General features: G+C 70.6%; 16 protein-coding genes. 11 read left to right on the top strand and 5 right to left on the bottom strand.

Features of this window, described 5'->3' with window-relative positions; all coding sequences use genetic code 11:
- Positions 1–5 precede the first annotated feature (5 nt).
- From AC07RM_RS28995 to AC07RM_RS29005, 3 genes are read left to right on the top strand one after another with little or no spacing between them, the layout of a single operon-like run.
- Positions 6–782 carry a uroporphyrinogen-III synthase gene (locus tag AC07RM_RS28995; RefSeq protein WP_495336746.1) on the top strand — a complete coding sequence of 259 codons (777 nt, stop codon included), beginning with the start codon at positions 6–8 and terminating at the stop codon, positions 780–782.
- A complete protein-coding gene (locus AC07RM_RS29000) occupies positions 779–1879 on the top strand; it encodes a uroporphyrinogen-III C-methyltransferase (protein ID WP_093348629.1) in 1101 nt (366 codons plus the stop codon). The genes AC07RM_RS28995 and AC07RM_RS29000 overlap by 4 nt, the downstream gene beginning before the upstream one ends.
- A 16-nt stretch (positions 1880–1895) precedes the next feature.
- Positions 1896–3194, top strand: a complete 1299-nt coding sequence (locus tag AC07RM_RS29005) for a heme biosynthesis protein HemY (protein ID WP_208513639.1) — start codon at positions 1896–1898, stop codon at positions 3192–3194.
- A gap of 1 nt (position 3195) precedes the next feature.
- Here the strand turns inward: AC07RM_RS29005 and AC07RM_RS29010 are convergent, their stop codons facing one another.
- Complete coding sequence (locus AC07RM_RS29010) at positions 3196–4740, bottom strand: MFS transporter (RefSeq protein ID WP_495336747.1); 1545 nt, start codon at positions 4738–4740, stop codon at positions 3196–3198.
- Positions 4741–4884: 144 nt separating this feature from the next.
- On the opposite strand from AC07RM_RS29010, the gene AC07RM_RS29015 reads away from it, so the two are divergent.
- Positions 4885–5748 carry a LysR family transcriptional regulator gene (locus AC07RM_RS29015; protein WP_490879733.1) on the top strand — a complete coding sequence of 288 codons (864 nt, stop codon included), beginning with the start codon at positions 4885–4887 and terminating at the stop codon, positions 5746–5748.
- A 46-nt stretch (positions 5749–5794) separates the two neighbouring features.
- Here AC07RM_RS29015 and AC07RM_RS29020 read toward each other — a convergent pair whose 3' ends face one another.
- On the bottom strand, positions 5795–9040 hold the full coding sequence (locus tag AC07RM_RS29020) for an Rne/Rng family ribonuclease (RefSeq protein ID WP_495336748.1): 3246 nt from the start codon (positions 9038–9040) through the stop codon (positions 5795–5797).
- Positions 9041–9599: 559 nt separating this feature from the next.
- On the opposite strand from AC07RM_RS29020, the gene AC07RM_RS29025 reads away from it, so the two are divergent.
- Genes AC07RM_RS29025 through AC07RM_RS29040 form a run of 4 tightly spaced genes read left to right on the top strand, consistent with a single transcriptional unit; the run spans position 9600 to position 12809 of the window.
- The gene (locus AC07RM_RS29025) at positions 9600–10664 is read left to right on the top strand and encodes an RluA family pseudouridine synthase (RefSeq protein WP_208513642.1); all 1065 of its coding nucleotides are present in this window, start codon (positions 9600–9602) and stop codon (positions 10662–10664) included.
- Positions 10657–11337 (top strand): HAD family hydrolase, encoded by a 681-nt coding sequence (locus AC07RM_RS29030; RefSeq protein WP_093348645.1) that lies wholly within the window; start codon positions 10657–10659, stop codon positions 11335–11337. The genes AC07RM_RS29025 and AC07RM_RS29030 overlap by 8 nt, the downstream gene beginning before the upstream one ends.
- Positions 11338–11354: 17 nt before the next feature.
- Positions 11355–11723 carry a Rieske (2Fe-2S) protein gene (locus tag AC07RM_RS29035; protein ID WP_093348647.1) on the top strand — a complete coding sequence of 123 codons (369 nt, stop codon included), beginning with the start codon at positions 11355–11357 and terminating at the stop codon, positions 11721–11723.
- Positions 11724–11765: 42 nt separating this feature from the next.
- Complete coding sequence (locus AC07RM_RS29040; RefSeq protein WP_093348650.1) at positions 11766–12809, top strand: S49 family peptidase; 1044 nt, start codon at positions 11766–11768, stop codon at positions 12807–12809.
- A 7-nt stretch (positions 12810–12816) separates the two neighbouring features.
- On the opposite strand, the gene AC07RM_RS29045 is transcribed toward AC07RM_RS29040, so the two are convergent.
- The 3 genes from AC07RM_RS29045 to AC07RM_RS29055 are packed head-to-tail and all read right to left on the bottom strand — an operon-like array spanning position 12817 to position 15316.
- Positions 12817–13971, bottom strand: a complete 1155-nt coding sequence (locus tag AC07RM_RS29045) for an MFS transporter (protein WP_296780081.1) — start codon at positions 13969–13971, stop codon at positions 12817–12819.
- 2 nt (positions 13972–13973) lie between these two features.
- On the bottom strand, positions 13974–14738 hold the full coding sequence (locus AC07RM_RS29050; RefSeq protein WP_495336749.1) for an SAM-dependent methyltransferase: 765 nt from the start codon (positions 14736–14738) through the stop codon (positions 13974–13976).
- Positions 14735–15316, bottom strand: a complete 582-nt coding sequence (locus AC07RM_RS29055; protein WP_495336750.1) for a Maf family protein — start codon at positions 15314–15316, stop codon at positions 14735–14737. The genes AC07RM_RS29050 and AC07RM_RS29055 overlap by 4 nt, the downstream gene beginning before the upstream one ends.
- 83 nt (positions 15317–15399) lie before the next feature.
- Between AC07RM_RS29055 and AC07RM_RS29060 the strand changes: the two genes are divergently transcribed.
- The 3 genes from AC07RM_RS29060 to plsX all read left to right on the top strand — a co-directional run bounded on the left by AC07RM_RS29060 (position 15400) and on the right by plsX (position 17470).
- Positions 15400–15960 carry a YceD family protein gene (locus AC07RM_RS29060; RefSeq protein WP_495336751.1) on the top strand — a complete coding sequence of 187 codons (561 nt, stop codon included), beginning with the start codon at positions 15400–15402 and terminating at the stop codon, positions 15958–15960.
- Positions 15961–16137: 177 nt separating this feature from the next.
- A complete protein-coding gene (rpmF, locus tag AC07RM_RS29065; RefSeq protein WP_057592299.1) occupies positions 16138–16320 on the top strand; it encodes a 50S ribosomal protein L32 in 183 nt (60 codons plus the stop codon).
- A 61-nt stretch (positions 16321–16381) separates the two neighbouring features.
- Positions 16382–17470, top strand: coding sequence for a phosphate acyltransferase PlsX (gene plsX, locus AC07RM_RS29070; RefSeq protein WP_398498853.1), 1089 nt, complete (start codon positions 16382–16384; stop codon positions 17468–17470).
- Position 17471: the final 1 nt, after the last annotated feature.

Raw genomic sequence — 17471 nt, forward strand, 5'->3', positions numbered from 1 at the left:
GGACCGTGGCGACGACCGCAGCGCCGACCGTCCTCGTGACGCGACCGGCGCGCGAGGCGCCGCCTTGGATCGATGCACTGCGTGACGCGGGCTTCGACGCACGCGCGCTGCCCTTGATCGAGATCGCGCCGGTGGCCGATGCCGCGCCGCTGCGCGCGGCCTGGAACGAGCGCCATGCGGCGCGGATGTTCGTGAGCGCCGCGGCGGTCGATCACTTCTTCGAAGCCAACACCGGCACCGCACTGCAGGCCGGCTGCCGCTTCTGGGCCACCGGCCCCGGCACCGCGCGCGCGCTGCAACGAAACGGTGTTCCGCCCGAGGCCATCGACACACCCGCGGCCGACGAAGGCCGCTTCGATTCCGAAGCCCTGTGGGCGATCGTGGGGCCACGGGTCGTGCCCGGCACGCGCGTGCTGATCGTGCGCGGCGGCGATGCGCAGGGCCGGCCCGCGGGCCGCGACTGGCTCGCGCAGGCGCTCGACGCTGCGGGCGCGCGGCGCGACACGGTGGTCGCCTACCGCCGGCTCGCGCCCGTGCTCGACGGCGCGCAGCGCCGGCTGGCCGAACAGGGCGCCGCGGGCCGCGCGCTCTGGCTCTTCAGCAGCTCGGAGGCGATCGCCAACCTGCGCACCGCGCTGCCGGCCATCGATTGGCGGGCCGCGCGTGCCATCGCCACCCACCCGCGCATCGCGCAAGCCGCGCGTGGCGCGGGTTTCGGCACGGTGCGCGAGAGCGCGCCGCTGCTGGAAGCGCTGGTCGCGTCGATAGAATCCCTCGCATGAGCGCCGTGCCTCCGTCCGACGAGTCTTCTTCCGCCTCCGCCGCACCCCAGGCACCCGTGCCGGCTCCGCTGACGACTTCTTCCCAATCTCCCGCCGCCCTCGCCGCGGCCGCCACCACCCTGACGCGCATCGGCCTCGGCCTGCTGGCCCTGGTCTCGCTGGGCGCGCTGCTGACGTCGATCGCGCTGTGGCAGAAGGTCGGCAACATGAAGGAGCAGCTCGCGCGCCAGAGCAGCGAGGCGCTGATGCAGTCGCTCGAGGCGCGCACGCTGGCACGCGAGGCCAAGGACACGGTGCGCGACACCGCCGCGCGCGTGGCGCTCACCGAGACCCGCGTCGCCGAGGTCGCGCTGCAGCGCTCGCAGCTCGAGGAACTGATGCAGAGCCTCTCGCGTTCGCGCGACGAGAACCTGGTGGTCGACATCGAATCCACGCTGCGGCTCGCGCTGCAGCAGGCGCAGGTCACGGGCAGCGTCGAGCCGCTGCTGGCCGCGCTGAAGGCCGGCGACCTGCGCATCGCGCGCGCCGCCCAGCCGCGGCTGGCGCCGCTGCAGCGCGCCATGCAGCGCGATGCCGACCGGCTGCGCAGCACCGCCAGCGCCGACGGTGGCGAGGCCCTGCAGAAGCTCGACGAACTGATGCGTGGCGTGGACGACCTGCCGCCGCTCAACGCGGTCGCGATGCGCGGCACCGGCCTCAATGCCTGGCAGTCCGACCCGGTGCCGGCCGACGCGCCCTGGTGGGAGCGCGCGCTGCTCACGGTGCGCAATGAGGCGCGCTCGCTGGTGCGCGTGGGCCGCATCGAGCGGCCCGAGGCGATCCTGCTGGCGCCCGACCAGACCTACTTCCTGCGCGAGAACCTCAAGCTCAAGCTGCTCAACGCGCGCCTGTCGCTGCTGTCGCGCCAGGTCGACGTCACGCGCACCGAGCTCGCCAACGTGGCGGCCTCGCTCAACCGCTATTTCGATCCCGCGTCGCGCCGCACGCAGACGGCCGCAACGCAGTTGCAGCAGCTGCAGGCGCTGGTGAAGACCACCGAGCCGCCGCGCATCGACGACACGCTCGCCGCCCTGGCCACCGCCGCGGCCGGCCGCTGAGAAGGCAGGGCTTTCCATGCGCGCCGCACTCTGGCTCCTCGCGCTGTTCGCCGTCGCCGCGGCGGTCGCGCTGTTCGCCGGCAACAACCAGGGCACGATCACCGTGTTCTGGCCGCCCTGGCGGGTCGACCTCTCGCTCAACCTCGTGCTGGTGATCCTGCTGACGCTGTTCGTGCTGCTGCACGCGGCGCTGCGCGCACTGGCCGCGCTGTTCTCGCTGCCGACCCAGGCGCGCCAGTGGCGCATGCAGCAGAAGGAACGCATGCTGCATTCGGCGCTGCTCGATGCGATGGTGCAGCTGATCTCGGGCCGCTTCTCGCGCGCACGCAAGGCCGCGCAGGCCGCGCTCACGCAGGAGAAGACCCTGGCCGCGCTCGGCGCCAGCCTGCCGCAGGCGCAGCAGGTGCGCGTGCTGTCGCACCTGCTCGCGGCCGAGAGTGCGCAGGCGCTGCAGGACCGCCCGGCGCGCGACGCCCATCTGCAGCAGGCGCTCAACGAGAGCGCCGACCGCAACCTGCTGGCCAGTCCCGAGACCCGCGAGGGCGTGCAGTTGCGCGCCGCGCGCTGGGCGCTCGAAGACCGCGATCCGGCCGCCGCGCTCGCGCGCCTGGAGGAACTGCCGCAGGGCGCGCAGCGGCGCACGCTGGCGCTGCGGCTGCGGCTGAAGGCCGCGCGCCAGGACCGCCGCACGCTCGAGGCGCTCGAGACCGCGCGGCTGCTGGCCAAGCACCGCGCCTTCTCGGAGGCCGCCGCGCAGAGCATCGTGCGCGGGCTCGCGACCGAGCTGCTGTCGGGCGCGCACGATCCGGCGCAGCTGCTGCGCGCCTGGTCCGAACTCGAGACGGTCGAGCGCGAGATGCCCGAGGTGGCCATCCACGCCGCGCAGCGCATGGTGCTGCTCAAGGGCGACCTGCCGGTGGCGCGCAACTGGCTGCTGCCGGCCTGGGAGCGCATGGTGTCGCTGCCGCGCGGCCTCGGCGACGCGCTGCGCGTCAAGCTCGCGCTGGCGCTCGAGGCGGGGCTCGACTCGGTCGATGCCGACTGGCTCGCGCGCATCGAGAGCGCGCAGCGCAACAACCCGCGCGATGCCAATCTGCAGTACCTCGCGGGCATGGCCTGCATGAAGCGCCAGCTCTGGGGCAAGGCGCAGCAGCTGCTGTCGCAGGCCGGCATGGGGCTGCAGGACCCCGAGCTCTACCGCCGCGCCTGGCTCGCGCTCGCGCAACTGGCCGAGGACCGCGGCGATGCCGAGCAGGCCGCGCTGGCCTGGCGCAACGCGGCGCAGATCGAGAACCACCCGGTCTCGCTGCGCTAGCTCAGGGGCGCGAGGCGCAGGCGACCGTGGGCCGCCTGCTGCCGCCGTGGAAGGCCAGCGCGCTCAGCGCCGCGAGCACCCACACGCCGAGCGCACCGTAGAGCATCACCCCGCCGAAACCCTGCAGCAACGCGCCGTGGGCGATCGCACCCGAAGGGTCGAGCGCGGCGAGCGCCGGAAACTCCGGGTGCAGCGTCGCGAGATGGCCGGCCGCGATCCGTTCGGCGAGCGCGGGCAGCGACGGCGCCAGTTCCGGCAGCGCGCGGCGCAGCGCGGCCCCGATGCCCGCGAGCAGCAGGAAGCCCATCAGCGCGATGTTGATCGCCAGCGTGATGAGCCGCGCGCTCATGTCGATGCCCGAGGCCATGCCGGCGCGGCTCGCGGGCACCGAGCCGGTGGTGGTGTTGGTCACCGGCGTGTTGATCACGCCGAGGCCGAGGCCCGCCAGCAGGCAGCCCGGCAGCAGCGTGAGCCAGCTCGCCTCGGCGACGCCGCTGCCCCAGCGCATCAGCAGGAAGCCCGCGCCGATGGCGAACAGGCCGGCCGGGATCACGACGCCGGCGCGAAAGCGCGCCGCGAGCCGCTCGCCCAGCGGCGGCGCGACCAGGGTCGGCAGCGTGTAGGCCAGCAGCGCCGTGCCGGCCTGCACCGCGTCATAGCCCAGGCCGGCCTGGAAGTAGATCGGCAGGTAGATCATGAAGGGCCAGAAGCTGAAGTTCATGCCGACCGAGCCGAGGATCGCGCCCGAGAACGCGCGGATGCGGAACACCGAGAAGTCGAACATCGGATGGGCGCGGCTTCGCTCGACCGCGACGAAGGCGGCGAAGCTCGCGGCCGAGGCGCCGAGCAGGGCCAGGCCCGCCGCGCTCGCGAAGCCGAGCCCGGGCCCCTGCGTGATGTAGCCCGTGAGACCGAGCACCGCGAGCGACAGCGTGACGATGCCCGCGAGGTCGAGCCGCTTCGCCTCGGGGTCGCGCGACTCGCCGATGCTGACGGCCGCCAGCAGCCAGGCGATGGCGGCCAGCGGCGCATGGACCAGGAACACCCATTCCCAGTGCCACAGCGCGGCGATCGCGCCGCCGACGATCGGCCCGAAGCCCAGGCCGACGCCGAACACCACGCCCCAGATCGCGAAGGCCCGGCTGCGTTCGCGGCCCTCCTGGAATTGATGCGAGAGGATGGCGATCTGGCAGATCAGCATGGTGCCGCCGCTCAGGCCCTGCAGGAAGCGCGCGCCGATCAGCAGCGGCGCGCTCTGCGCCAGGCCGCAGGCCAGCGAGGTGAGGCCGAACAGCAGCAGGCTGATCGCCAGCACGCGCTTGCGGCCATAGCGGTCGGCCAGCGTGCCGGCCGCCATCAGCACCGTGGTGCAGGCGATGGTGTAGGCATTCATGATCCATTGCATGGCCTCGAAGTCGGCGTGCAGCGTCTTCTCGAGCGTGGGCAGGATCACGGGAATGCTGGAGATCTCGAGGCCGAACATCGCGGCGACGAGGCAGAGGGCGACCAGCGCGAGGCGGTTGCGTGCGGTGGGTGAGAGGGTCATGGGGCGTCCGGTTGGCGCGGCGCGGCGAGGAGGCCGGCCGTGAGGAGCGCGATTCTGGGCAAAGGGTCTTCATGAGGGAAATGATTTAATTTCGTGAGATTCATTAATCTCTGTCACTACTCAAACGACTTCCCGCCTCCCGCCATGGACTTCGATCCCACCCTGCTGCGCGCCTTCGTGGCCGTGAAGGAGACCGGCAGCTTCACGCGCGCCGCGCAGCGCCTGCACCTGACGCAGTCGGCCATCAGCCACCAGATCCGCCGGCTCGAGGAGCAGGTGGGCCGCGCGCTGCTGCACCGCACGACGCGCCGCCTCACGGTGACGGAGGACGGCGAGGATTTCCTGCGCTATGCCGAGCAGATCCTGACGACGCTCGATGCCATGACGCAGCGCTTCCAGCCCTCGCCGATCTCGGGCGTGGTGCGCTTCGGCGCGCCCGACAACTTCCTGGGCGAGCGCCTGGCACCGCTGCTGTCGCAGTTCGCGCGCGCCTTTCCGTCGGTGCGCATGGAGGTCTGCGTGAGCATGCACGTCGACCTGCGCGCGGCGATCAAGGCCGGCGAGCTCGACCTCGCGGTCGTGATGTCGCCGCCCGAGGTGGAGGAGGGCACGCGGCTGCGGCGCACGCAGCTGGTCTGGGCCGCGGCCGAGACCTTCGAGCCGCCCAAGGGAGGCTCGCTGCCGCTGGCCTTCTTTCCGAAGCCCTGCGTCTACCGGCAGGTGGCCGGCGCGGCGCTCGACCTCGCGCCGATCGACTGGCACGTGGTGTTCACCTCGGCCAGCCCGCAGGGCATTCGCGCGGCGGTGCTCGCGGGGCTCGCGGCGACGGTGATCACGCGCGAGGACGTGGAGCCGGGCATGAAGATCGTCGACGGCCGCTATGGGCTGCGGCCCTTGCCGAGCGTAGACTTCTCGCTGATCTGGAGCGAGAACGGCCACACGCCCTGTGCCTGCCGCTTCGGGCAGCTGATCCTCGAGATGCCGGGGCTGGTGGCGCCGGCCCCATGAAAAACGGCGCCCGAGGGCGCCGTCTTCATTGCAGTCGAGCAGGTGCTCAGAGCGTGCGCTGCTCCGGCTGCGCTTCGCCAGCCGGTTGCTCGAACGGCAGCGTCATCGCGGCCAGTTCGCGGCGGGTTTCGACCAGCACCAGCGGGCCTTCGTCGAGCACGATCACCGGCGGGCGCTCGCGCGGCACGTGGACCGGCTTCGGCTCGGCGGCGATCGCGGCGCGCGCCTGCGCGATGCGTTCGGCGTCGGAGTTGACCCACTGCAGGCCCGAGCTTTGCGCGATCTGCGCGAGCTCGTCGAGCGGCAGCTCGAAGGACTGGACCTTCGGCAGCGCACGGCCGTTGGCGGCCGGCTGCGGCGCGCTCGCGCGTTCGACCACGATGGGTGCCGCGGGCACTGCGGGTTGCTGCGGCTGCTCGAAGCGCGCTTGCGGCGCGGGCTCGCGCACCTGCGGTGCGGCGGCCGGGGCTTCGGCGACGATCGCGACGCTGTCGGCAGTCTCGGCGACCTGGGCCACCGCTTGCTCAGCGAACGGCTGCGGCTGGCGCGCGACGGGTGCGTCCTGCAGGTTCTGCGCCTCGGCGGGCGCGCCGTCGAAGGCGGCCACGGGTTGCGCTTCGCCTTCTTCGCGCGGTGCGCGTTCGCGGCGGTCACGGCCGTAGCGGTCGCGCGAACGGCCGCGGCGCTCTTCGCCGTCGCGGCGCGGTGCCTGCTCGGCGCCGTCCTGCGGTGCGGCTTCGCGGCCGGCTTCGGCGTCGGCCGATGCGATGGTGGCGGCTTCGCCTTCCTCGTTGAAGCGCGGCTGGCCGTCGTTGCGGCGCTCGCGGCGGCCGTCGTTGCGTTCGCCACGCGGGCCACGCTCTTCGCGGCCGTTGCGCGGTGCACGCTCGGTGCGTTCGCCCTGCGCGGCGTTGCCGTCCTCGCCGGCGGCGGCTTCGCCGCGCGGCGCATCGCCGTTCAGGTTGCGCTCGCCGCGTTCGGCGTTGCGTTCGCCACGTTCACCGCGCTCGCCGCGTTCACGACGGGCGCGCGGTGCGCGTTCGCCGCCAGCCGTGCCTTCCTCGCCCGGCACCGCGTTCGGTGCGAGCTGCTGGGCTTCGAGGCTGACGCCTTCGAGCGCTTCGGCCGGCACGTTGCGGCCTTCGCCCTCGCGGCGTTCACCACGACCGCGGCGCTGATCGCCCTCGCGCGGCGGACGGCCTTCGCGGTTGTTCTCGCGCGGCTGGCCATCGGCGCGCAGCTCGGCGCTGCGGTTGTCGCGGCCTTCACGACCTTCACGGCCCTCGCGACCGCCTTCGCGGCGCTCGCCATTGCGACCACCGCCACGGCGTTCGCCGTCGCGGTTGCCCGAACGGGCACCGTTCTCGCCACGGCCTTCGGCATTGCGGCCTTCGCCGCCGCGGCCGCCACGGCGCTGTTCGCCGTCGCGTGCGCCGCGCGATTCGCCATCGCGGCCCGGACGGCCGTCACGGCCTTCGCGGCGCGTCGGCTTCGGTGGCTCGACCGGAATCGCCGAGGGCGCGGGTGCCGGCGCGGCCGCCGGCGTGCCGCCGCCGAACCAGCTCTTGATGCGGGCGAAGAAGCCCAGCTCGGCCGGCGCGGGCGCCACCGCCACGGGCGGCGCGACCGGTGCGGGTGCGGCGACGGGCGCGCGCACCGGCTCGGGCTTGACTGGCACCACGGGTGCCGGCGCGTCGGGCAGCACGCCCTTGATGACCGGCGTCTGCTTGTTGGTGGGCTCCTGCGAGCGGCGCGTGACCGAGGTCGGATCCTCGATCTCGTCGGCCATCTTGTAGCTGGCCTCGATGTGGTCGAGGCGCGGGTCGTCGTGCTTCAGGCGTTCGAGCTTGTAGTTGGGCGTCTCGAGCGTCTTGTTCGGCACCATCAGCACGCTCACGCGCTGCTTGAGCTCGATCTTGGCGATCTCGGTGCGCTTCTCGTTGAGCAGGAACGAAGCGACTTCCACCGGCACCTGCACGTGCACGGCGGCGGTGTTGTCCTTCATCGACTCTTCCTGAATGATGCGCAGGATCTGCAGCGCGCTCGATTCGGTGTCGCGGATGTGGCCCGAGCCGCCGCAACGGGGGCAGGGGATCGACGAGCCTTCGGACAGCGCGGGCTTCAGGCGCTGGCGGCTCATTTCCATCAGGCCGAACTTGCTGATCGAGCCGAACTGCACGCGCGCGCGGTCCTGGCGCAGCGCGTCGCGCAGGCGGCTTTCGACCTCGCGGCGGTTCTTCGACTCGTCCATGTCGATGAAGTCGATGACGATCAGGCCGCCGAGGTCGCGCAGGCGCATCTGGCGCGCCACTTCGTCGGCGGCTTCGAGGTTGGTGCGGGTGGCGGTCTCTTCGATGTCGCCGCCCTTGATGGCGCGGGCCGAGTTCACGTCGACCGAGACCAGCGCCTCGGTGTGGTCGATCACGATGGCGCCGCCCGAGGGCAGCTGCACGGTGCGGGCGTAGGCCGATTCGATCTGGTGCTCGATCTGGAAGCGGCTGAACAGGGCGGCGTCGTCGCGGTAGCGCTTCACGCGGGCGGCATGCTCGGGCATGACGTGCGCCATGAACTGCTGCGCCTGGTCGTAGATGTCGTCGGTGTCGATCAGGATGTCGCCGATGTCGTGATTGAAGTAATCACGGATCGCGCGGATCACGAGCGAGGATTCCTGGTAGATCAGGAAGGCGCCCTTGCCGCCCTTGGCCGCGCCGTCGATGGCGGTCCAGAGCTTGAGCAGGTAGTTCAGGTCCCACTGGAGTTCGGGCGCCGAGCGGCCGATGCCGGCGGTGCGCGCGATGATGCTCATGCCCTTCGGGTACTCGAGCTGGTCCATCGCCTCCTTGAGCTCGGCGCGGTCGTCGCCCTCGATGCGGCGCGAAACGCCACCGCCACGCGGGTTGTTCGGCATCAGCACGACGTAGCGGCCGGCCAGCGAGATGAAGGTGGTGAGCGCCGCGCCCTTGTTGCCGCGCTCTTCCTTCTCGACCTGGACGACCAGTTCCTGGCCTTCCTTGATCACGTCCTGGATCCGGGCCTGGCTGGCCGAGACGCCTTCGGCGAAGTATTGCTTGGAGATTTCCTTGAACGGCAGGAAGCCGTGGCGGTCCTCGCCATAGTCGACGAAACAGGCTTCGAGGCTGGGCTCGACGCGGGTCACGACGGCCTTGTAGATGTTGCCCTTGCGCTGTTCGCGTCCCTCGATCTCGATTTCGTAGTCGAGGAGCTTCTGCCCGTCGACGATGGCCAGGCGGCGTTCTTCGGCCTGCGTGGCATTGATCAGCATCCGCTTCATGATGCGTTGTCCTTATATGTATCGTTCTACCGGCCCTGGAGGGCCAACGATGCACGGACGACGCCCGCGAAACTTGGGGAATTGCCGCTTGGCTCCGGATGCTGGGTGCCGCGGCGCGCGAGCGCGAGCGGCCGTCTCGAGCGTCAGCTCGGTGACGACAGCCGGAGTGGGGGCGCGTGGATGGGGGCGAGCCCTTCGTGGTGCTGAGAGGCTGTCTTTTTGACAGCCCGTTGCGCAAGGGTGGCGCGCGGTTCTGGCGATTCGATGCCTGAGGCCGCTGGTCGGGACCAGGTCAGCCAGCGCAGGCATATTTGAATCAGCAGCATCAGCACAAAGGGACTCGCTTCGATCCGCCGGCAGCTGGAGGCTGCAGGCTGGTATTCCGTATCGGTGTTTCGTGGGTGTCGGCTTGACTTGGGCGTCTGGCCTGCCACTTTGCGCAGTTGCGCGGGGTTTGCAGGCTCGTCGCCAAAGCGGCATCGACCTCGCAGCGCCGCCGGGGTGTTTGACAGCAGTGCTCTAAACTTCTGTCTAATCAAGCACTTACACGACCGCGCTGGTGAAAAACATTATAGGTGCGAAGCAAGCCCCCGCGGCTAAGGAGTTTGCCGGAGAGCCGGCGGCCATCCGCTTCCTCACGATCGACGCCGAGTCGGCCGGGCAGCGCCTCGACAACTTCCTCTTCCGCCATCTGAAAGGCGTGCCGAAGACCCACGTCTACCGGATCATCCGGTCGGGCGAGGTGCGCATCAACAAGGGGCGGGCGCAGGCCGAGACCCGCGTCGAGACCGGCGACGTGGTGCGGCTGCCGCCGATCCGTGTGGCCGAACGCGCCGAGGAGGCCGCGAGCGCGGCGCCGGCGCGCGAATTCCCGCTGCTGCTCGAGGACGAGGCCGTGCTGGCCGTCGACAAGCCCGCCGGCGTGGCGGTGCATGGCGGCAGCGGCGTGAGCTTCGGCGTGATCGAGCAGCTGCGCACGGCGCGCCCGGGCGCGAAATTCCTCGAGCTGGTGCACCGGCTCGACCGCGAGACCTCGGGCATCCTGCTGGTCGCCAAGAAGCGCAGCGCGCTGGTGGCGCTGCAGGAGCAGTTCCGCGAGCGCGAGACCGGCAAGACCTACCTGGCGCTGGTCGAGGGCGCCTGGCCCGCCAACAAGAAGGTGCTCGACGCGCCGCTCGCCAAGTACCTGCTGCCCGACGGTGGCGCCGGTGCCGGCGAACGCCGCGTGCGCGTGGTGGCCAAGGACCATCCCGACGCGATGCGCGCCGTGACGCTGGTGCGAGCGCTGGCCACGCTGTCGCTGCCCGGCGATGCCACGCCGATGTCATTGCTCGCGGTCACCATCAAGACCGGCCGCACGCACCAGATCCGCGTTCACCTGGCGTCGGCCGGCCATCCGATCGCCGGCGACGACAAGTACGGCGAATCCGAGCGCCGGCGCGCGCTGCAGAAGCTGGGCCTCAAGCGCATGTTCCTCCACGCCTGGCGATTGCAGTTCAACCATCCCGCCACCGGCGAGCGCGTCGCGCTGCAGGCCGAGCTGCCGCCCGAGCTGCGCTCGCTGATGCCGCCCGCCGCGCTCGACGCGATGACACGACACCCCACGCCCACGACCCATGACTGACTCTGCAGACAACGCCCGTCCCCCGCGCTTCGACCTGATCGCCTTCGACTGGGACGGCACCCTCTACGACTCCACGCGGCTGATCGTGCGCTGCATCCAGGCGGCGGTGGTCGACGTCGGCGGCGCCAAGCCCAGCGAGGACGATGCCGCCTGGGTCATCGGCCTGGGGCTGGCCGAGGCGCTGGCGCGCGCCGCGCCCGACGTGCCGAAGGAGAAGTACCCCGAGCTCGGTGCCCGCTACCGCTACCACTACCTGCAGCACCAGGACGACATCGTGCTGTTCGGCGGCGTGCTGCCGATGCTCGACGCGCTGCGCGCGCGCGGCCACAAGCTGGCCGTGGCCACCGGCAAGTCGCGCCGCGGCCTCAACGAGGCGCTCAAGACGGTGGCGCTGCGCGACCGCTTCGACGCCTCGCGCACCGCCGACGAGACCTTCGGCAAGCCGCATCCGCGCATGCTGCTCGAGCTGATGGAGGAGCTCGAGGTGGCCCCCGAGCGCACGCTGATGATCGGCGACACCACGCACGACCTGCAGCTGGCGGTGAACGCGGGCTGCGCCAGCGTCGGCGTGAGCTACGGCGCGCACGAGCCCGACAGCTTCGCCGAGTTCAAGCCGCTGCACATCGCGCACTCGATCGCCGACCTCGAAGCCTGGCTGCTGGGCAACGCCTGACACGACAATCGCCTGCCATGAGCGAAGACAGCATTCCCCTGTGCAATGGCGCCGACCTGGTGGAGGGCAGCCAGGCCGTGCCTTTCGACGTGGTCTACGGCGGCGAGACCTGCCGCGCCTTCGCGGTGCGCTTCGAGGGCCAGCCGCACGCCTACCTCAACCGCTGCAGCCACGTGGCGATGGAAATGGACTTCCAGCCCGACCGCTTCTTTGACGACACCGGCCAGTGGCTGCTGTGCGCCACCCATGGCGCCGTGTACCGGCCCGACACCGGCGAATGCGCGGGCGGGCCGTGCCGCGGCGGCCTCGTGAAGATCGCGCTGAGCGAGCGCGACGGCGTGGTGCACTGGCATACTGCCTGGAACCTTCAACCCCTCAACTTCTAGCAAGCGCCGCGCTTTGCGACTGCCTGTTCGCCTGCCGCTTCCATGAACGACCAGAACCGCACCGATCCCCACGGTTTCGAGCCTTTCGAGCCGGCCCCGCCTTCTCTTTCGTCTTCGCCCGATCCCCAACGCACCATGTCCAACGATCCCACTCAGCGTCCCGGCTGGGAGCGCGCCACGCTCGAGAAACTGGCTTTCGCGGCCCTCAACGAGCAGAAGTCCACGCGGCGCTGGAAGACCTTCACGCGGCTGGCCTGGCTGGCCTTCTTCATCTTCCTGGCCTGGTTCGCGCTGTCGCGCGGCGCGCCGAGCACCGCCAAGACCACGGCTCACACGGCGGTGGTCGAGATCAAGGGCGAGATCGCCAACGGCGGCGACGCCAGCGCCGAGTTCGTCGTGGCGGCGATGAAGTCCGCCTTCGAGGACGACGGCGCCAAGGGCGTGGTGCTGCTGATCAACTCGCCGGGCGGCAGCCCGGTGCAGGCCGGCATCATCAACGACGAGATCAAGCGCCTGAAGGCCAAGCACAAGAAGCCGGTCTATGCCGTGGTCGAGGAAACCTGCGCCTCGGCGGCCTACTACATCGCGGCCGGCGCCGACAAGATCTACGTCGACAAGGCCAGCATCGTGGGCAGCATCGGCGTGCTGATGGACGGCTTCGGCTTCACCGGCGCGATGGAGAAGGTCGGCGTCGAGCGCCGCCTGCTGACCTCGGGCGAGAACAAGGGCTTCCTCGATCCCTTCAGCCCGATGAACGACGCGCAGCGCGAACACGCGCAGAAGATGCTCGACCAGATCCACGAGCAGTTCATCAACGTGGTGAAGACCGGCCGCGGCGACCGCCTCAAGCTCGACACCCCGGGCCTGTTCAGCGGCCTGTTCTGGAGCGGCGAGCAGGCCGTGAGCTACGGCTTGGCCGACCAGCTCGGCAACGTCGACTACGTGGCGCGAGAGGTGATCAAGGCCGAGGAAGTCATCGACTACACCCGCCGCGACAACGTGGCCGAGAAGCTGGCCAAGAAGTTCGGCGCCGCCATGGGCGACGCCACGATCCGTTCGCTGAAGTCGGTGCCCGCGCTGCGCTGAGGCGCGGTCAGTCGCCGCGCATGCCGGCCGCGGCGTAACGCGCCGAGGCCGCCAGCGCGACCGCGAACACCACCACCACGTAGAGCGCCGCCGTCAGCGAGGTGGCGCGCGCGATCAGCCCGATGACCGCCGGGCCCGCCATGAACCCCAGGTAGGCGATCGCCGAGACGGCCGCGATGCCGCGCGCCGGCTCCACGCCCGGCACCTTGGCCGAGGCCGCGAACAGGATCGGCACCACATTGGCAAAGCCGATGCCCACGCCTGCGAAACCCACCAGCGCGAGCCAGGGCCAGTCGGTGAGCAGCACCAGCGCCATCGCCGCCGCCGCCAGCAGGCCGCTGCCGCGCAGCAGCACCGCGGGCGCGAAACGAGCGCGCAGCGCATCGCCGCCGAAACGCGCCGCCGCCATGGCGGCCGAGAAGCTCGCGTAGGCGAGGGCGGCCTGCTGCTGCGGACTGCCCAGTTCCTGCTGCAGATAGAGCACGCTCCAGTCGTAGATGGCGCCTTCGGCGATCAGCCCCAGCGCCGCAAGCACGCCCAGCACCGCCAGCGCGCCGCGCGGCAGGCGGAAGCCGTGATCGGCCTCGGTGGCGCCGGCGGCCGCGGGCGGCTTCGGCAGCATGCGCGTGGCCGACAGCGCGACCAGCGCCACCATCGCCGCCGACACCAGCAGCAGGTGCGCCTGCGGGGCGAGCCCGGCCGCGAGCGCCGCGCTGCCGCTGGCCGCGCCAGCCATGCCGCCGAGGCTGAACATGCCGTGCATGCCGCTCATCAGCGGCTTGCCGCCATGCAGCTCGAGCTGCGCGGCCTCGGTGTTGATCGCCACGTCGAACACGCTGGTGACGAGGCCGAACACCGCCAGCAGGCCCAGCAGGGCGGCGTAGCCGGGCATCGCGATCAGGCCGCAGAGCAGCAGCGCGTAGACGCAGCCGCACAGCGCGGCCATGCGCCGCGGCCCGTGGCGGCCGATCCAGCGGCCGGCGCTTGTCAGCCCGTACATCGCGCCGGCGCCGGCCGCGAGCATGGCGAGGCCGAGCTGGGCCTCGTCGATGCCGTAGTGCCCCTTGACCGTGGGCACGTGCACGCCCCAGGTCGCGAAGATGAAGCCCGAGGCGAAGAATTGTGCGCGCGAGGCCCAGCGCGTGGCCGCAGTCACGGCCATCGTCAGCGCCCGATCGCGAACACGGCGGGCAGGCGTTCGTCGACGCCGGCCGGCGGCTTGTTGGCGCGCCAGCCCTTGATCGTCTCGCTGCGCAGGTTCGCCTCGGCCAGCGTGAGGCCGCGAGCGACCGCCAGCCGCGTGTTGTGCTGCAGCGTCTGCACCAGCGCCTGCAGCAGGGCGGCGTTGCGGTAGGGCGTTTCGATGAACAACTGGGTCTGCCCCGTCTTGAGGGCCAGCGCCTCGAGTTCGCGGATGCGGCGCTGGCGCTCGTCGGCGTCCTGCGGCAGGTAGCCGACGAAGGCGAAGTTCTGGCCGTTGAGGCCGCTGGCGGCCAGCGCCAGCAGCAGCGAGACCGGGCCGATCAGCGGCACCACCGTGATGCCCAGGTCGTGCGCCGCGCGGGCCACCGACGAGCCCGGATCGGCCACGGCCGGCATGCCGGCTTCGCTGAGCAGGCCGATGTCGTGGCCTTCGAGCGCCGCGGCCAGCAGCGGGCGGGCGTCGAACTGGCCGGCGTGGTCGCCTTTCTTGTGCACCTCGCGCGGCAGTTCCTGGATCGCCTGCGCCTGCAGCGGCGCGGCCAGCGGTGCCACGGCGTCGATGCGCTTGAGGTAGGCGCGCGCGGACTTGGCGTTCTCGCAGATCCAGTGCGTGATGCTGGCGGCGGTCTGCAGCGTGCCGAGCGGCAGCGCGTCCTGCAGCGGTGCCTGGGTGTCGCAGCCGAAATCGAGCGGCGCCGGCACGAGGTAGAGCTTGCCGCGGTTCACAGCAGGTCGATCCCGGCGGCGCGCAGCATGCGGGCGGTGCGGATCAGCGGCAGGCCCACCAGGGCGCTGGGATCGTCGCTGTCGATGGCCTCGAGCAGCGCGATGCCCATGCCTTCGCTCTTGGCGCTGCCCGCGCAGTCGTAGGGCTGCTCGGCCAGCAGGTACTGCTCGATCGCGGCGTCGCTGAGTTCGCGGAACACCACGCGCACGGGCGCCAAGTCGCGCTGGACGAAGCCCGTTGCCTGGCAGACGACCGCCACCGCGGTCTGGAAGACCAGCGTCTGGCCGCGCATGTGCCGCAACTGGGCGGTGGCGCGCGCATGGTCGCCGGGCTTGCCGAGCGCTTCGCCGGCCAGGTCGGCCACCTGGTCGGAGCCGATCACCACGGCGTCGGGGAAGCGGGCGGCCACGGCGTTGGCTTTCTCGAGCGCGAGCCGGTGGGCCAGGGCCTGCGGGGTTTCGCCGGGCAGCGGCGTTTCATCGACTTCGGGCGCATGCACCTCGAAGGGCAGGCGCAGGCGGGTGAGCAGCTCGCGGCGGTAGCGCGAGGTGGAGGCGAGGATCACGGTGCGTTGCATGCGGCGATTGTGAGGGAGGCCCAACAACCCCTTCGGGGTCGGCCCGACAGGAAAGCCGGCGTCGGCGCGCTAGACTGGGGCGGATGAAGAGAGAATTTGCCCCCGGCCGGCTCGATGTCGCCGGTTTTGCCGCCGCGGCGGCCACCCTGTCCGCCGACGATCCGGTGCGCAACTACACCCGGCTGGTCGACGAGATGGCGGCCGAGGCTCCTTCCGATGCCGTGGTGCATTGGGAGGCCGATGGCGAGCAGCGCGTCGGCGCGGACGGCCGCGAAGAGCCCTGGCTGCACCTGACGGCCGAGGCCACCGTGCCGCTGGTCTGCCAGCGCTGCCTGTCGCCGGTCGACACGCCGGTGCAGGTCGACCGCTGGTTCCGCTTCGTGGCCGATGAAGAGACCGCGGCGGTTCAGGACGAAGAGTCCGAGGAGGACCTGCTGGTCGCGAGCCGCGATTTCGACCTGCACGCGCTCATCGAGGACGAACTGCTGATGGAAATCCCGGTCATGCCGGTGCATGACGTGTGCCCGGCGCCGGTCCAGCTCTCGGCCGTCGATCCGGATTTCGAGTCGCCCGACAAGGAGCGCGAGAACCCCTTCGCCGTGCTGGGTGCGTTGCGTTCGAGCAAGCCCGGACAGGGCGACTAGCCCCATCCGGGCAGTCTGGGCTATAATCATGGGCTTCGCGCGCGCCGCCGTACGCAGCAGTGCAGATTTCGGAGAAGACTTTCGGGGCTTTCGGAATCTGGGCATGTCCTTCATGCCGCCTCACTGCTACAGCCTGAGCCCGCATCCTCTCACCCACCTTACCGTCCAGGAGCCATCATGGCCGTCCAGCAAAACAAGAAGTCGCCTTCCAAGCGCGGCATGCACCGTTCCCACAATGCCCTGGGCGTGCCCGGCATCGCCGTCGAGCCGACCACCGGCGAAACGCACCTGCGTCACCACATCAGCCCCAACGGTTTCTACCGCGGCCGTCAGGTGCTCAAGAACAAGTCCGAAGCCTGATTTCGCACTCCAAGGCCAAGGCCCGAAGCTACTTTTTTTGTAGCATCGGGCCTTTGTTTTGATGGCTACGCCTTCTTCTTCCCCGGCTTCCACTGCTGCGCCTTCGGCAATCACGCTCGCCGTCGATTGCATGGGGGGCGACCATGGCCCGCGCGTCACGCTCGCGGCCTGCCGTGCTTTTCTCGAGCGCCATCCCGAGGCCTCGCTGTTGCTGGTCGGCGCGCCCGATGCGCTGGCTGGCTTTGCCGCGCATCCTCGCGCCCGGATCGTTCCGGCCAGCGAAGTGGTCGGCATGGACGATCCGATCGAGATCGCGCTGCGCAAGAAGAAAGACTCGTCGATGCGGGTCGCGATCCAGCAGGTGAAGGATGGCGCGGCGCAGGCCGCGATTTCCGCCGGCAACACGGGCGCGCTGATGGCCATCGCGCGCTACCTGCTCAAGACGCTCGACGGCATCGACCGGCCCGCCATCGCGCCCCAGTTGCCGAACGCGAAGGGTGGCGCCACGACGGTGCTTGACCTTGGCGCCAACGTGGATTGCGATGCCGAGGACCTGCTTCAGTTTGCCGTGCTCGGCTCGGCGCTGGTGTCGGCGCTGACCGGCAACGAGTCGCCTTCGGTCGGCTTGCTCAACGTGGGCGAGGAAGCGATCAAGGGCAGCGAAACGATCAAAAAAGCCAGCCAACTGCTGCGTACGGCTGCCAATTCCAAGGATTTGAACTTCTACGGCAACGTGGAAGGCAACGACATCTTCAAGGGCACGACCGACATCGTGGTCTGCGACGGTTTCGTCGGCAACGTGGCGTTGAAGGCCAGCGAGGGTGTGGCTTCGATGATCGGCGAGTTCATTCGCGTCGAGTTCTCGCGAAGCATCTTCACGAAGCTTGCTGCCATCGTGGCTTATCCGGTCTTAAAAGCGTTCAAAAACAGGTTGGATCATCGTCGCTACAACGGCGCGGCACTGCTGGGCCTGCGTGGACTGGTTTTCAAGAGCCACGGTTCGGCCGATGAGACGGCTTTCGGCCATGCGCTGGATCGCGCTTATGATGCCGCTCGCAACAACCTGCTCGATCGCGTTCGGGCCCGTATCGCCCACGCCGCGCCTTTGCTTGCGCGGCAGGAATCGGCGGCGACGGCCGACGCGGTCTAGT

It is taken from the genome of Variovorax sp. GW821-FHT09B05 (genome assembly GCF_059418265.1).